Source organism: Cellulomonas sp. NTE-D12, assembly GCF_027923705.1.
GTDB lineage: Bacteria > Actinomycetota > Actinomycetes > Actinomycetales > Cellulomonadaceae > Cellulomonas.
Genome location: NZ_AP026442.1, coordinates 718,672 through 732,834, shown reverse-complemented (window position 1 = coordinate 732,834; position 14,163 = coordinate 718,672). Strand labels below are relative to the sequence as shown.

Annotated in this window: 15 protein-coding genes; 4 read left to right on the top strand and 11 right to left on the bottom strand. The window is 72.6% G+C overall.

The window, feature by feature from the left end; all coding sequences use genetic code 11:
• Positions 1 to 15: 15 nt before the first annotated feature.
• The 6 genes from QMF98_RS03370 to QMF98_RS03345 form a co-directional block, all read right to left on the bottom strand.
• Positions 16 to 345 (bottom strand): TfoX/Sxy family protein, encoded by a 330-nt coding sequence (locus tag QMF98_RS03370; RefSeq protein ID WP_337974662.1) that lies wholly within the window; start codon positions 343 to 345, stop codon positions 16 to 18.
• A 126-nt stretch (positions 346 to 471) separates the two neighbouring features.
• Positions 472 to 1,968, bottom strand: coding sequence for an arabinosylfuranosidase ArfA (arfA, locus tag QMF98_RS03365; RefSeq protein ID WP_337974661.1), 1,497 nt, complete (start codon positions 1,966 to 1,968; stop codon positions 472 to 474).
• Positions 1,965 to 3,290, bottom strand: a complete 1,326-nt coding sequence (locus QMF98_RS03360) for a family 1 glycosylhydrolase (RefSeq protein ID WP_337974660.1) — start codon at positions 3,288 to 3,290, stop codon at positions 1,965 to 1,967. The genes arfA and QMF98_RS03360 overlap by 4 nt, the downstream gene beginning before the upstream one ends.
• Positions 3,287 to 4,180: a carbohydrate ABC transporter permease gene (locus QMF98_RS03355; protein WP_337974659.1), complete on the bottom strand. Its 894-nt coding sequence runs from the start codon at positions 4,178 to 4,180 to the stop codon at positions 3,287 to 3,289. Before QMF98_RS03355 ends, QMF98_RS03360 begins: the two co-directional genes overlap by 4 nt.
• Positions 4,180 to 5,124 carry a carbohydrate ABC transporter permease gene (locus QMF98_RS03350; protein WP_337974658.1) on the bottom strand — a complete coding sequence of 315 codons (945 nt, stop codon included), beginning with the start codon at positions 5,122 to 5,124 and terminating at the stop codon, positions 4,180 to 4,182. The genes QMF98_RS03355 and QMF98_RS03350 overlap by 1 nt, the downstream gene beginning before the upstream one ends.
• A 109-nt stretch (positions 5,125 to 5,233) precedes the next feature.
• Positions 5,234 to 6,544 (bottom strand): ABC transporter substrate-binding protein, encoded by a 1,311-nt coding sequence (locus QMF98_RS03345; RefSeq protein WP_337974657.1) that lies wholly within the window; start codon positions 6,542 to 6,544, stop codon positions 5,234 to 5,236.
• A gap of 200 nt (positions 6,545 to 6,744) precedes the next feature.
• Between QMF98_RS03345 and QMF98_RS03340 the strand changes: the two genes are divergently transcribed.
• On the top strand, positions 6,745 to 7,761 hold the full coding sequence (locus QMF98_RS03340; RefSeq protein ID WP_337974656.1) for a LacI family DNA-binding transcriptional regulator: 1,017 nt from the start codon (positions 6,745 to 6,747) through the stop codon (positions 7,759 to 7,761).
• 37 nt (positions 7,762 to 7,798) lie between these two features.
• Here QMF98_RS03340 and QMF98_RS03335 read toward each other — a convergent pair whose 3' ends face one another.
• On the bottom strand, positions 7,799 to 8,308 hold the full coding sequence (locus QMF98_RS03335; protein ID WP_337974655.1) for a nitroreductase family deazaflavin-dependent oxidoreductase: 510 nt from the start codon (positions 8,306 to 8,308) through the stop codon (positions 7,799 to 7,801).
• A gap of 81 nt (positions 8,309 to 8,389) precedes the next feature.
• Here QMF98_RS03335 and sigJ point away from each other — a divergent pair, with 81 nt between their 5' ends.
• On the top strand, positions 8,390 to 9,283 hold the full coding sequence (gene sigJ, locus QMF98_RS03330; protein WP_348773394.1) for an RNA polymerase sigma factor SigJ: 894 nt from the start codon (positions 8,390 to 8,392) through the stop codon (positions 9,281 to 9,283).
• A 27-nt stretch (positions 9,284 to 9,310) separates the two neighbouring features.
• Here the strand turns inward: sigJ and QMF98_RS03325 are convergent, their stop codons facing one another.
• Positions 9,311 to 9,907, bottom strand: a complete 597-nt coding sequence (locus QMF98_RS03325) for a TetR/AcrR family transcriptional regulator (RefSeq protein WP_337974654.1) — start codon at positions 9,905 to 9,907, stop codon at positions 9,311 to 9,313.
• An 83-nt stretch (positions 9,908 to 9,990) separates the two neighbouring features.
• Here QMF98_RS03325 and QMF98_RS03320 point away from each other — a divergent pair, with 83 nt between their 5' ends.
• Complete coding sequence (locus QMF98_RS03320) at positions 9,991 to 10,956, top strand: NADP-dependent oxidoreductase (RefSeq protein WP_337974653.1); 966 nt, start codon at positions 9,991 to 9,993, stop codon at positions 10,954 to 10,956.
• 39 nt (positions 10,957 to 10,995) lie between these two features.
• Here the strand turns inward: QMF98_RS03320 and QMF98_RS03315 are convergent, their stop codons facing one another.
• Together QMF98_RS03315 and QMF98_RS03310 are read right to left on the bottom strand one after the other, a co-directional pair.
• Positions 10,996 to 11,781 carry a siderophore-interacting protein gene (locus tag QMF98_RS03315; RefSeq protein WP_348773393.1) on the bottom strand — a complete coding sequence of 262 codons (786 nt, stop codon included), beginning with the start codon at positions 11,779 to 11,781 and terminating at the stop codon, positions 10,996 to 10,998.
• A gap of 65 nt (positions 11,782 to 11,846) precedes the next feature.
• Positions 11,847 to 12,563 (bottom strand): SDR family NAD(P)-dependent oxidoreductase, encoded by a 717-nt coding sequence (locus QMF98_RS03310; RefSeq protein ID WP_337974652.1) that lies wholly within the window; start codon positions 12,561 to 12,563, stop codon positions 11,847 to 11,849.
• 101 nt (positions 12,564 to 12,664) lie between these two features.
• Between QMF98_RS03310 and QMF98_RS03305 the strand changes: the two genes are divergently transcribed.
• Positions 12,665 to 13,507, top strand: coding sequence for a helix-turn-helix transcriptional regulator (locus QMF98_RS03305; RefSeq protein WP_337974651.1), 843 nt, complete (start codon positions 12,665 to 12,667; stop codon positions 13,505 to 13,507).
• Here the strand turns inward: QMF98_RS03305 and QMF98_RS03300 are convergent.
• Complete coding sequence (locus tag QMF98_RS03300; protein WP_337974650.1) at positions 13,504 to 14,097, bottom strand: TetR/AcrR family transcriptional regulator; 594 nt, start codon at positions 14,095 to 14,097, stop codon at positions 13,504 to 13,506. The genes QMF98_RS03305 and QMF98_RS03300 overlap by 4 nt on opposite strands.
• Positions 14,098 to 14,163: the final 66 nt, after the last annotated feature.

The window sequence follows — 14,163 nt, the reverse complement described above, 5'->3', positions numbered from 1 at the left end:
GCGGCGCGTCGCCCCTCAGGCCCCGGCGGAGCGGGCGCCCCCGTCCAGGGCGACGGCGAGCCACTGGTCCAGACCGTCACCATCGAGCTGCTCACCCGCGACGGCCAGCCACGCGTCGCCCATGCGCCGACCCGTCCCCATCACCGCCGGCGCGGCGCCGGGCCGCGAGCACAGCTCGTCGCGGCGGGCGGGATCGATCCGCACCAGCAGGTCCCCCTGGCGGCGCGACGCCGCGACCAGGCGGCCGTCCACCATGAAGGAGACCCCGCCGAACATCGGCACCTCACGGACGTCACGCCCGGCCAGCGCCGTCCTGATCCGGTCCACCAGCTGCACGTCGGCCATCACCAGAGCCCCCTCGCACGTCGGTCGGTGCTTGAAGATCGCCGTCCCTCCTGGTGATCGTCAAGAGGTGGGCGACGACGTCCGCGGGAAGGCCGGCCCAGGTGTCGCCGCCCGGCACGCGTCTGATCAGGCGACCAGCGTCACCCGGGTCCACGAGCCGGGGGCCAGCTCGATCGCGGCACCCTCCTCGGACAGCTCGACCGCCGTCTCGCGCGGGCTCCACGCGGACTCGTCCGAACCTGCCGCGGCACCGGCGCCGCCCACCGCCATCTGCACCGCGGTCGCGGTGCGCACCGATGGCAGGCCCTGCGTGGCGACGGTCAGCCGCACCGACTCCTCCGGCGACCGGTTGACGGCGAACACGCTGACGGTGCCGCTGCCTGCGTCCCACGTCGCCACGGTGTCCACCGTCGGGATCTCGCCGAACTCGGCCGTCGTGATCGTCGGGCCCTCGGCCGCCGTCCGCAGCACCACGCCCTGCGCGCCCTCGGCGGTGAGCGCGAACGGAGCGAAGATCGGCTGCCGCCACGACCGACCGCCCGGCTCCGTGCGGATGGGGGCGATCACGTTGACCAGCTGGGCGAGGCAAGCGACGCCCACCCGGTCGGCGTGCTTGAGCAGCGAGACGAGCAGGCCGCCGACCACCACGGCGTCCACCACGCCGAAGTCGTTCTCGATGATCTGCGGCGCGACGGCCCAGTCCAAGGAGTCCTCGCCGCCGAACTCGCCCTGGAACCACACGTTCCACTCGTCGAAGGACAGGCGCAGCCGCTTGCGGCTCTGCAGCCGGGCGCCCACCGCGTCGGCGGTGGCGGCCACCGCCTCGATGAACCGGTCCATGTCCACGCCGGAGGCCAGGTAGCTGGCGACGTCGTCCCCGTGCTGCTCGTAGTACGCGTGCAGGGAGATGTAGTCGACGACGTCGTAGCAGTGCTCCAGGACGGTGGACTCCCAGCTGCCGAACGTGGGCATCTGCGAGTTGCTCGACCCGCACGCGACCAGCTCGATGCTCGGGTCCAGGCGCTTCATCGCCTTGCCGGTCTCCTGCGCCAGCCGCCCGTACTCCTCGGCCGTCTTGTGGCCGATCTGCCACGGACCGTCCATCTCGTTGCCCAGGCACCACAGCCTCACGTCGTGCGGTTCGGCGTGCCCGTTGGCCACCCGCTGGTCTGCGAGCGCCGTGCCCGGCTCGCTGTTGCAGTACTCGAGCAGGTCGACGGCCTCGGCGACGCCGCGCGTGCCCAGGTTCACCGCCACCATCGGCTCCACTCCGGCCCGGCGGGACCAGTCGACGAACTCGTCGATGCCGAACTGGTTGGTCTCGATGGACCGCCACGCCAGGTCGCGCCGCACCGGCCGCTGCTCCTTGGGCCCGACGCCGTCCTCCCACCGGTAGTTGGAGACGAAGTTGCCGCCCGGGTACCGGATGGTCGAGACGCCGAGCTCGCCGGTCAGCGCGAGCACGTCCTTGCGGAACCCGTCCTGGTCGGCCAAGGGGTGCTCCGGCTCGTAGATGCCGGTGTAGACGCAGCGGCCCATGTGCTCGACGAACGAGCCGAACAGCCGCCGGTCCACGGGGGCGACGGTGAACTGCGGGTCGACGACGATCCTTGCCTTGCTCATGCTCTCGATCCCTCGGTCGGGTGGGCTGGGGTGGGTCGGCCGGCGGGGCCGTACGTGGTGGCGAGCTGCCGGAAGCGGTCGACGGCGGCGGTGTGCTCGCGGCGGAGCTCGTCGGCGGGGTCGGGCGACAGCCGGTACAGGCCGAGCGGCTCCAGGTACTGGGCGGCCGGTCCGGTGCCGGTGCGGTACGACCAGTCGAGCAGGTCGAACAGCGGGAACCACGTGTAGCCGACGACGGGCAGCCCGGCGGCCCGCAGCTCGACGATGCGGGTCACCGACTCCTCGAGCCACGCGAGGTGCGCGGCCGCGTCCCCGCGGCTGCTGGTCTCCGTCAGGAACACGGGCCGGCCGTAGCGGTCGTGGAACCGCCGCAGCACCTCCTCCAGCCCGTCCGCGCCGCTGCGCCCGCGCGCCGGCGCCTCGCGGCTGACGTCCGCCTCGACGACGCCGGTCGACAGGTGCGGGTAGAAGTTCACGCCCATCACGTCCGGCGGCATCGGGAGGGCCCCGTGCCAGTCGAGGGTGGCGTCGCTGACCCCGTGCCGGTGCAGGAACGGCACCAGCGGGTGGTCGCCGTCGACCAGGCCGCACACCAGGTCCTCGATCAGCAGGTCGCGCTGGGCGCGCAGCCGGGTCGCCTCGACCACCTCGTCCGGCGCGCCGTCGGCCAGCTCGTAGCGGAACGCCGCCTCGACGTGCACGAACGTCGGCGCCGCCACGGCCGCGGCGACGGCCTGCTGCGTGAGCACGATGCCCCGCGCGACGCCCGTCGCCACCTTGGTCCAGCCGTCCGGACCCGTGAGGTACGGCGGCCAGGCGGCCGTCTCGCCGCACCACTCGGCGTTCACCGCGGGCTCGTTGGCGGGCGTGTAGACGTGCAGGCGGTCGGCGTACCGGGAGGCCACGGCGTACGCGTAGGCCGCGACGCGTTCCGGGTAGGACGCGTTGATCGCGGCGTTGTCCAGCCACAGCGGCGTGCCGTAGTGCACCAGGTCGACGATCGGCACCAGCCCGCGCTCCAGGAGGTGGTCCACCACCGGGTCGAACCAGTCCCACACGAACCGGCCGGGCTCGGGCTCCACCCGGTACCAGGGCACGCCGTACCGGATCGCGTCCGCGCCGCTGTCGGCGGCCAGGTCGATGTCGGAGCGCCACAGCCGGTAGTGGTCCGTGAGCTCGTACTCGTCGAGCGCGCGGTGCCCAGGGCGCACCTGCGGGACGAAGGTGTCCTCGATGCCGACGGCGAAGTGCAGGGCGCCGTCGTCGAACGCGCGCCCGGCGCCGCGGGCCCCGGCCCCGAAAGAGGCCCCAGCCCCGGTCACTTCAGCCCCGTCGTGGCGATGCCCTCGATGAACCGGCGCTGCACCACCACGAAGGCCAGCAGCATCGGCACCATCGCCATGGTCGCGCCGGCCATCAGCAGGCCGTACTCCACCACGTGCTGGCCCATGAACATCGCCAGGCCGGCGGGCAGCGTCTGCATCGCGGTGTCGGTGGTGAGCACCAGGGGCCACAGCAGGTCGTTCCAGTTGAACATCAGGTGGAACAGGCCCAGCGTCAGCAGCGCCGGCATGGCCAGCGGCAGCACGATGCGCGAGTAGATGCGGAACTCCCCCGCGCCGTCGATCCGCGCGGCCTCGCTCATGTCGTTGGGGATGCCGAGGAAGAACTGCCGCATGAAGAAGATGCCGAACGCATTGGTGGCTCTCGGGATGATCAGCCCGGGGAACGTGTTCACCAGGTGCAGGTGGCTGAGCAGCTGGTAGACGGGCACCAGCGTCACCTGAGCCGGCAGCATGAGGAACAGCAGCACCGCCAGGAACAGCAGCCGCTTGCCCGGGAACTCCAGGCGGGCCAGCGCATAGCCGGTCATCGAGTCGAAGAACAGCGAGAACAGGGTCACGGCGCCGGCGAACAGGACGGTGTTGCCGAACTGCCGCAGGAACGGGATCTGCTTGAACACCTCGGAGTAGTTGGTGAACGTCAGGTGCGTCGGCCACAGCTGCGCGGGGTGCGCCAGGATGTCGTGCTCCGGCTTGACGGAGCTGAGCAGCATCCAGATCACCGGCAGCAGCACCGCGAAGGCCACCACCGCGAGCGAGACGTAGAGCAGCACGCGCAAGGCGGTGCCGGACAGGCCGTGCCGGCGCTCGGCGACGGGGCCGGGCTCGGGCAGGGACAGCGTGGGGGCGTCCACGGACACGTCGGTCATCAGTACGTCACCTGCCGGCGGGAGAAGAAGGCGTTCTGCGCGACGCTGACGATCAGCACGATCACCAGCAGCACCCAGGACACGGCCGAGGCGTACCCGAACTGGAAGTCCTGGAAGCCCTTGCGGTAGATCAGGTAGACGAGCGTCTCGCTCTGGAAGAAGGGGCCGCCGCGCGTCATCACGTACACCTGGTCGAACGCCTGCAACGAGGCGATCGCGGCGATGACGAAGACGAAGGCCGACGTGTTGGCCAGCAGCGGCCAGGTGATGGACCGGAACTTCTGCCAGGGCCGGGCACCGTCCACCTCGGCCGCCTCGTACAGCTCCTTGGGGATGGTCGCCAGGCCCGCCAGGTACATCACCATGTAGAAGCCGACGTTCTTCCAGATGCCGACCACCATCACGTAGATCAGTGCGAGGTGCGGGTCGGCGGCGCCGTTGCCGAACGAGACGCCGAGCGGCCCCAGCCAGTGCGGCAGCAGGCCGATGTTCGGGTCGAACAGGAAGTCCCACGCGATCGACATCACGCCGAGCGACAGCACGGCGGGCACGAAGATCGCCGCCCGGAAGAACGACCGGCCTGCGAGCCTGCGGTTGAGCATCACGGCGAACAGCACCGCGAGCCCCACGGTCACCGGGGTGACGACGACGGCGTACAGCAGCGTGCGGAACAGGTCGCCGCGGAACACCTGGTCGCCCAGCAGCGAGCGGTAGTTGTCCAGGCCGACGAACGTGTCGGCGCCGAACTGGGAGCTGTCGAAGAACGACAGCCGCAGGGACGAGACCAACGGCCACGCCATGAAGGCGCCGAGGATCACGACGGACGGGGCGATGAACCCGTACGCGCGCAGCGCCTGCCGTCGCCGCAGACCGTTGCGCCGGCGGACCGGCACCGGAGCTGCGGTCCCGGTCCCGGCCGGGCGCTCACCGAGCAACGACGTCATGGCAGGTGCTCCTTGCGACAGCGATCGAGGACGGGTCCGCTGCGGACCCGTGCGGTCGGTACCCGTGGGGGCCGCTGCCGGGCGGCCCCCACGGGTCACGGTTCGGGCGTCAGCTGTTCTTCTGCAGCAGCGACTTCAGCTGACCGGCTGCGGCGTCGAGCGTCGCGTTGACCGAGCTGGGGTCGTTCTCGATCTTCTCCATGGCCGGGTCGAACACCTCGCCCTGGATCGAGGCGAAGTTCGGCTGGCCGGGAGCCAGGCTGCGCGCGTACTTGGCGTACTTGGAGAACATCGCGACGTCCGGGTTCGACGCCAGCGCCGAGTCCGGCACGTTGGTGGTGACCGGCGGGAATCCGGTGTTCAGCGCGAAGTAGGTCTGCGAGTCCACGGTGGTCCAGTACTTGTAGAACTGCGTGGCCGCGTCGGTCTTCGCCTTGTTCGCCTTGGCGCTCAGCGCGAGGCTCGTCGTGTTGCCGAGCGTGATCTGCTGGCCGTTGGGGCCGGTGGGCACCATGGCCAGGCCGTAGTCGATGCCGGCGTTCTTGTAGCCGGTGGTGGCCCACGGGCCGTTGACCTCCATCGCAGCCGTGCCGGCGGAGATCAGCTTGTCGGCGTCAGCCCCCGAGAGGCCGACGGGCGAGATGTGGTCGTTGGCCACCAGGCCGGCCCACTGCAAGGCGACCTTCTTGGTGGCGTCGCTGTTGAGCAGCACCTGGCTGCCGTCGTCCGACGCGATGCCGCCGCCGTTCTGCCACATCAGGATGGGCAGCACCTCGATGGTGTCGTGCACGCCGAGCGCCATGCCGTACTGGGTCGGCTTGCCGTCCGGACCGGAGCCGGTGGTGAGCTTCTTCGCGTCGGCGATCCACTCGTCCCACGTCGTCGGCGGCTTGGTCGGGTCGAGGCCGGCCGCCGTGAACTCCTTCTTGTTGTAGTAGAGGAGCACGGGGGTGTTCTCGATGGGCAGGCCGTAGATCTTGCCCTTGTACTTGCCGGCGTCCACCGCGGGGCCCACCAGCGTGGACTTGTCCACTCCGTCGGAGCCGAGCAGCGCGTCCAGGGGCTGGATCACGCTCTTGCTCGCGTACACCGGGATCTGGTTGCTGTCGATGCCGATCAGGTCGGGCCCGTTGCCCGAGCCGTACGCCGGCAGCAGCTTCTGGTACAGCACGTCCCACGGCGTGATCTGCATGGTGACGTGCACCTTGGACTGCGACGAGTTGAACCCGTCGACGATGTGCTCCACCGCCGGGCGGTCGGGGCCGGTCAGGCCCGTCCAGAACGTCAGCTCGGTGGTGCCTCCACCACCGGCGCTGCCGCTGCTCGACGAGGCGGAGCTACCGCCGCTGCTGCAGCCGGCGAGTGCGAGCGCTGCCGCGCCGACCAGCATGGTGGCCACGGCCTTGTGCCGTCCAAACATGATCTCTCCTCATCGAGAACCAGTTCCAACGTTGGAACCAAGGATGCACTGACCTCCGACGATCGGTCAACCGGGCCGAAGATAACGATCCGGCAGCGAGGCGGCGGCCCCGCACGACCAAGAGCGCGCTACGCTCGCCTGACCAGGGGAGAGACGACGCCGACCGCTCCCAGGGGCGCGTCGAAGGAGACGGATCAGCGATGGCAGCCAGCGTGAAGGACGTCGCCGCGCGGGCCGGCGTGTCTCCGAAGACCGTTTCCAACGTTGTCCACAACCGGCCCAAGGTCGCCCCCGAGACCCGGCTGCGGGTGCAGGCCGCGATGGCCGAGCTCGGCTACCAGCCCAACCTGACCGCCCGCTCGCTGCGCTCGGGCCGCACCGGCCTGCTGACGCTGGCCATCCCCAACATCGCCGCCCCGTACTTCGCCGAGCTGGCGCACCTGATCATCGAGGCCGCCGCCGCCCGCGACTACACCGTGCTCATCGAGGAGACGGAGGGCCTGCGCGCGCGTGAGGTCGACGTGCTCAACGGCGTTCCGCCGCGACTGTCGGACGGCACCGTGATCAGCCCGCTCGCCCTCAACGCTGACGACGTCCGGGACGCCGCTCCCCGCGGCCCGATCGTGCTGCTCGGCGAGCGGATCGGGGACGGGCCGGCCGACCACGTCGCGGTGGACAACGAGGCGGTGGCGCGGGACGCGACGACGCACGTCATCGGCCTGGGGCGCCGCCGCGTCGCGGCCGTCGGCTACCAGGACGACCCGCTGGCCGGCACGTCGCAGCTGCGCTACCGCGGCTTCTGCACGGCGTTGACCGACGCCGGCCTCGAGGTGCCCGCGCCGGTCGCGGTGGACACCTACGAGTGGGCCGACGGCGCGGCGGCGGTGGACGCCCTGCTGCAGCGCGAGACGGTGCCGGACGCGCTGGTGTGCTTCAACGACGAGCTGGCGATCGGCGCGATGCGCCGGCTGGCCGAGCTCGGCTACTCGGTGCCGGGCGACGTGGCCGTGATCGGCATCGACGACATCCCGGAGGCCCGGCACATGATCCCGTCACTGTCGACGGTGGCCCCGGACAAGGGCGCGCTGGCCGCCACGGTGGTCGACCGGCTGCTCGAGCGGATCGACGGCGCCGCCGAAGGGCCGCGCGACGTGGTGATCCCCCACCGCCTGGTCGTCCGGGAGAGCACCCGCGGCCGCCGGCCCGTCGGGCGCTGAGCGGCATCTCCCGGCCGACCGCCGGCTGCGCCCGCCGTCAGGGCCGCCGCTCCGGGGTGGGTGTGAGCCTGATCGCCCGTGCGCCTGCGGCCCACGCCAGGTGCAGGTCCACCGGGTCGGGGTTCCCGGCCGCGTCGAGGCCGATGCGGTTGAACGAGGCGAACTGGTGGTTGAGGCCGGCCATCAGCGCGTACGCGGCGACCACACCGGGCTCGTCGGTGACCACCTCCACGTCCGCCGACCGCCGTCGGCCCTTCAGCCGGACCTCGACCGTCTCGCCGCTGCGCAGGTTGCGCGCCCAGCCGAAGGGCGTGCCCACCAGCAGCGCACCCTCGTGCGGGACGTAGGCGACGGGGACGGTGTAGCGGCGCCCGGTCTTGCGGCCCACCACGTACAGCGTGATCAGCCTGCGGCCCACCACCCGGCACACCAGCGGCGTGGCCAGCAGCCCGCGAACCAGGCGGTTCACCAGCCGCTGCACCGGCAGCGTCCGGGCCCGGACCTCGGCGGCGGGTGCGTCGTCCGTGGCGGTGTGGTTCTCGTCCATCTGGCTCCTTGGTGTCACCTTGAGGGCGTGCGGTTCGTCACCGTGATGACGGACGGTGACGAGAGAAGGTGACGAAGGAAGGTGACGGTGGACGACGGCGACGGGCTGGCAGCGGCCTTCGAGGCGCAGCGCGGGCACCTGCACGCGGTGGCGTACCGGATGCTCGGCTCGCTGAGCGACGCCGACGACGCGGTGCAGGAGACCTGGCTGCGGCTGGCGCGCTCGGACCCGGACGAGATCCGCAACCTCGGCGGCTGGCTCACCACCGTGGTCGGCCGCGTGTGCCTCGACATGCTGCGGACCCGGCAGACCCGACGCGAGGACCCGCTCGACGTCCACCTGCCCGACCCGGTGGTCACCCAGGCGCCGCGGACCGGTCCGGAGGAGCAGGCCGTGGCGGCCGACTCGGTCGGTCTCGCGCTGCTCGTGGTGCTCGACACCCTGTCGCCCGCCGAGCGGCTCGCGTTCGTCCTGCACGACGTCTTCGCCGTGCCGTTCGACCAGGTCGCGACGATCCTCGACCGCACCCCCGCCGCCGCCAAGCAGCTGGCCAGCCGCGCGCGACGACGCGTCCGGGGCGCCGAGCCGAGCGGGCGGGTCGACTTCCGACGGCACCGGCAGGTGGTCGACGCCTTCCTCGCGGCGTCCCGCGAGGGTGACCTCGACGGGCTGCTCGCCGTCCTCGACCCCGACGTGGTGCTCCGTGCCGACGCGGGCAGCGGGCCGCTGGGACCGTCGCAGCTGGTGCACGGCGCGCCCGCAGTGGCGCGTCAGGCGCTCCGGTTCGCCTCGCTGGCCGTGCACGCCCGGCCGGTGCTGGTGAACGGCAGGCCCGGACTGCTCGGCGTGCGGGACGGCACGCCGTTCTCGCTGCTCAGCGTGGCCGTGCGGGGGGACGTGATCGTCGAGATCGACATCCTGGCGGACCCGGAACGCCTCGCCCGGCTCGACCTGGTGGGTCTGACGGACCGCTGAAGGGCGGCCGGCGCGGAGCCGGCGCCGTCAGTCGGAGGGCGCCGACGGCGCGCGGTGGGGACGCAGGCCGTCCATCAGCAGGTCGAGCAGCCGGGCGCCCTGCCCTTCCCGCGCGGCACTGCCCACCACCGTGAACACGCCGATCAGGGCGGCTGCCACGTCGTCCGCGCGCACGTCCGCGCGGAGGTCACCGGCGTCCCGGCCGGCGTCGAGGATCGTCGTGACGGCGTCGAGCAGCTGGTCGCGGGTCTCGACGTGCGCGAGAGAGCCAGCGTCGATCATCTCCCGCAGGGTGTCGACCATGCCGTGCTTGGTGACCAGCCAGTCGCCGAACAGGTCCATCCAGAGGCGCAGGGCGTCGGCCGGCGGGTGCTCGGCGAGCAGCTGGTCGGCGCCGCGGGTCAGCCGGTCCACCTGGTCGCGGTAGACCGCGTCGACCAGCGACTCTCGCGTCGGGAAGTGCCGGTACAGCGTGGCGATGCCCACACCGGCCTCGCGGGCGATCGCCCGCATGGACGGCTCGGCGTCGGCGGAGGCGAACGCCCTGGTCGCGGCCTGGAGCAGCACGTCGCGGTTGCGGACGGCATCGGCACGCAGGCCGAGGTTCTCACTCAAACGGATCATGCTCCACTTATGCGCTACGCTCGTCGTGCAACCGGAACGCGCTCCACTTTACTGGTCCCCGTCATGACGAGAGCGAGACCGCCATGCCCGTCGAGCCCACCCCCGCAGCACGCACCATGCGCACCGTGCGCTTCCACGAGTACGGGGACGCCGCCGACGTCCTGCGGCTGGAGACGGTGCCCGTCCCCGAGCCCGGCCCCGGTCGAATCCGCGTCACCGTCCACGCCTGCGGCCTGGCGCCGGCCGACTGGGCGCTGTGCGGCGGGCTGTTCGCCAGCCTGCTGCCGCGCGGCATCGGCATCGACGTGTCCGGCACGGTCGACGCGGTCGGTCCGGACGTCACCGGCGTCGCGATCGGCGACCTCGTCGTCGGCACCGCCGACTGGCGCGAGTCCACCACCGCCGGGGCCTCCGACCGCGCGGTGATGAACCGCTGGGTGCCGGTCCCCGCCGGCCTGGACCTGACGGAGGCCGCCGCCCTGCCGATGGCGATCGACACCGCCTACCGGCACCTGTCGCTGCTCGGCCTCGAGCCGGGCACGACGCTCCTGGTCAGCGGCGCGGGGACCACCATCGGGTTCGCCGCCGTGCAGATCGCGCTGGTGCGCGGCCTGCAGGTCGTCGCCACCGCCGGCCCCACGCACACCCCCGCGCTGGAGCAGCTGGGTGCCACCGTCATCTCGTACGGCCCCGGGCTGGCCGACCGGGTGCGGGCCGCGGTGGGTGGCCCCGTCGACCTGGTGCTCGACACCGCGCCGGTCACTGGCGTGCTGCCCGAGCTGGTCGCGGCGGCGGGCGGCGAGCCGCAGCACGTGCTGACCATCACCGACATCGAGCACGCGCCCGCGCTCGGCGTGCGGGACAGCTTCCACGAGGACTGGTCGCACCCGGTCGACGGGCTCGCCGAGTTCGTCGGGCTCGCCGGGCAAGGACGGTTCAGCGTGCCGATCGCGCGGACGTTCCCGCTCGAGCGGTGGCGCGACGCCCTGGAGCTGAGCCGCAGCAACCAGGCGCGCGGCAAGCTGCTGCTGGTGCCGGGACTCGCCTGACGGGGCGGGGCGGCACAGGCGCCGAGCAGCGCGGCGCCCTCAGCTGGTCGGGACGTCCGCCTCGACCTCGGCCTTCCACTGCGGCTTCTCGGCCCGCCAGCCCTCGTCGTCCCGGCCGAGCCGCCAGTAACCGGAGACGGACGCCGCCCGCTCGCGGGGCACGTGCCGGTCGGCGAGCAGGTGCCGCCGCAGCGTGCGGACGAACCCGGCCTCCCCGTGCAGGAACACCTGCGGGTCACCGGCGGGGAACGCCATCGCCGTCACCGTCTCGACCAGCAGCTCGCCGCGCGGCCGGCCGTCCCGGTGCAGCCACACGACCTGCGCGTCTGCACCGGACGCCACCGCCAGGGGCACCTCGTCGTCCGGCCCGTCCACCTCGATCAGCACGCGTGCCACCGCCCCGACGGCCAGCCGCTCGACCGCCACCGCGATCGCCGGCAGCGAGCTCTCGTCGCCGATCAGCAGGTGCCAGTCGGTCGACGGCTCGGGGCTGTACCCACCACCGGGCCCGGTGAGCAGCACCTGGTCACCGGGCTGCGCCGCCACCGCCCACGGCCCGGCCCGCCCGTCGGCACCGTGCACCGCGACGTCGACGGTCAGCTCGCCGGCGCCCGCGTCCCACGCCCGCACCGTGTACGTCCGCCGCGCCGGCCGGTCCTGACCCGGCCGCGGGAACAGCAGCTTCACGTACTGGTCGGCGTAGCCGTTCGGCGCGAACCCGGCCAGGCCGGGACCGCCCAGCACCACTCGACGCATCGAGCGGCTCAGCTGCTCCGCGCGGACGACGGTGGCGGCGAACGGCTCGGGACGCTCAGCGGATGGCACCCGGCGAATCTACGTGGCCGGGCTGGGGCGCCGACGAGCCGGGCCCGTCGGCACCCCGCCCGCGGCTACCAGCCCAGCTCGCCGAGGTCCTCCTGGAACGTGCCGGTCGGCCCGTCGGCGCCGATCATCGCCAGCCGCGCCACCACAGCGGCGCTCTCGGTGGCCGGCCGTCCCGGGTGGTCCTCGACGCTGCCGCCGCCCAGCTCGGTCGCCGTGATGCCCGGCTCGACGGCGTTCACCTTGATGTCCGGGTAGGCCATCGCGTACTGGACGGTGAGCATCGAGACGGCCGCCTTGCTGGAGCCGTAGGCGATCGAGACGAAGTGGGAGGCCGGCCGGGACGGCTCGTGCGTCGCCCAGAAGGAGCCGAGTGCGCTCGACACGTTGACGACGACCGGGTTGGCAGACTGCCGCAGCAGCGGGAGCGCCGCCTGCGTCACCCGGACGATGCCGACGGCGTTGGTGTCGAACACCTCGAGCACGCTGGGGCCGTCCAGCGCCTCCTCCATGGGGTTGCCGGGCACGCGCTTGGCGATGCCCGCGTTGTTCACCAGCACGTCGAGGCCGGTGCCGGACTCCGCGATCGTCGCGAACGCCGACGCGACCGACGCGTCGTCGGTGACGTCGAGCTGGACGAACCGTGCGCCCAGCTCGTCGGCGGCGGCGCGGCCGCGGGCCTCGTCGCGGGACCCGATCCAGACGGTGTGGCCCGCGTCGAGCAGGATGCGGGCGGTCTCCTTGCCGAGGCTCTTGTTGGCCCCGGTGATGAGCGTTGTTGTCATGCCCCGAGCCTGCGATCCGCGTGCGCCGGTAGGCAGTCGCCTGGCGTTCGTAGGACTGTCAGGGCCACGACAGGGCAGCGCCGCAGGCCCAGACTCGCACCGTGGAGGAGTGGGAGTTCGGCCGGGCGGTGCGCCGGTGGCGCGAGCGGGTCGCACCCGAGTCGGTCGGCGTGCGGCTCGGCGGCCGTCGCCGCGCGCCCGGTCTGCGCCGTGAGGAGCTCGCGGGACTGGCCGGCATCTCCGTCGACTACCTGACGCGCCTCGAGCAGGGCCGTGCGACGTCGCCGTCGTCCCAGGTGGTCGAGGCTCTGGCCCGCAGCCTGCGGCTGTCCGACGCGGAGCGGGAGCTGCTGTTCCGCCTGGCCGGCCTCTCGGCCCCCGGCCCCGGCATAGTCCCGACGCGGATCACCGCCAGCGTGCAGCGGCTGCTGGACCGCTTCGTCGGGATCCCGCTCGTCGTCTACGACGCCGCCTGGAACCTGGTCGTCGCGAACGCACCGTACGACGCGCTGATGGGCGAGACGTCGGCGCTGCGCGGCAACGAACGGAACGGGGTGTGGCGCAACGTCGTCGGGCCGCCGTCGCGCGCCCGCCAGACGCAGGCCGAGCACGACGAGCAGGTCGCCGGGCTCGTCGCCGACCTGCGCATGACGGCCGCCCGCTACCCCGCCGACCAGGGGATTCGCCGGTTGCTCGCCGACCTGCGCGCCGCGAGCCCGTGGTTCGTCGAGCTGTGGGACACCGCCCCGGACCCCATGCCGGCCGAGCGCTCCCGGCACAAGGTGATCGACCACCCGACGGTCGGGCCGATCACGGTGGACTGCGACACCCTCGTCGTCGCCGGCGACGACCTGCGGATCATGGTCTACACGGCCGAGCCGGGGTCCGACGATGCCGAGCGGCTGGAGCTGGCGATCGTACTGGGGACGCAGACGCTCGCCTAGCTGCCGGAGCGCGCGGCCAGGGCCGTCGCGCGCGACTGTGGGACTCCCAGCAGCAGCAGGGTGGCCACGGTGACCGCGGCGGCGTCGACGTCCCGGGACGGCGCGTCGTCGGCGATGGTGAAGACGGCGGACCAGGCGGTCTGGCTGAGGATGCCGGCCGGCAGGTGGTGTCCGAACACCCCCGCGTCCTGGCCTCGTCGGACCAGGTCGGCGAGTGCGCGTTCCACCTGCCCGAGGAGAACGTGGATGTTCTCGCCGAACTCGCCCCGCCGGAGCACCACCATCACCCGGTAGCGGTGCACCAACGGCCAGAGGCGGGCGACGAAGTCCGCCCACGCCACGTCAGCCGCCTTGTCGGCCGGGGCCTCCTCGGCCAGGACAGCCTCGATCTCGTCCACCGCGCGCCGCGCGAGCGCCAGCACCAGGTCGGACCGGGACGGGAAGTAGCCGTAGACGGTCCGCCGGACCACACCGGCGGCCGAGGCGACCTCGCCCATGCCGGCGTCCGGGCTCGCGCCGAGCACCTCGACCGCCGCGTCGAGGATCCGGTCTCGCGTGTCGCGGCGAGGGCCCGAGGACTCGTTCTGCACGGCTCAAGGATTGCACACCCGTGTGCAACGGACCTACTCTGCACACCGGTGTGCAATGCCGGTCCC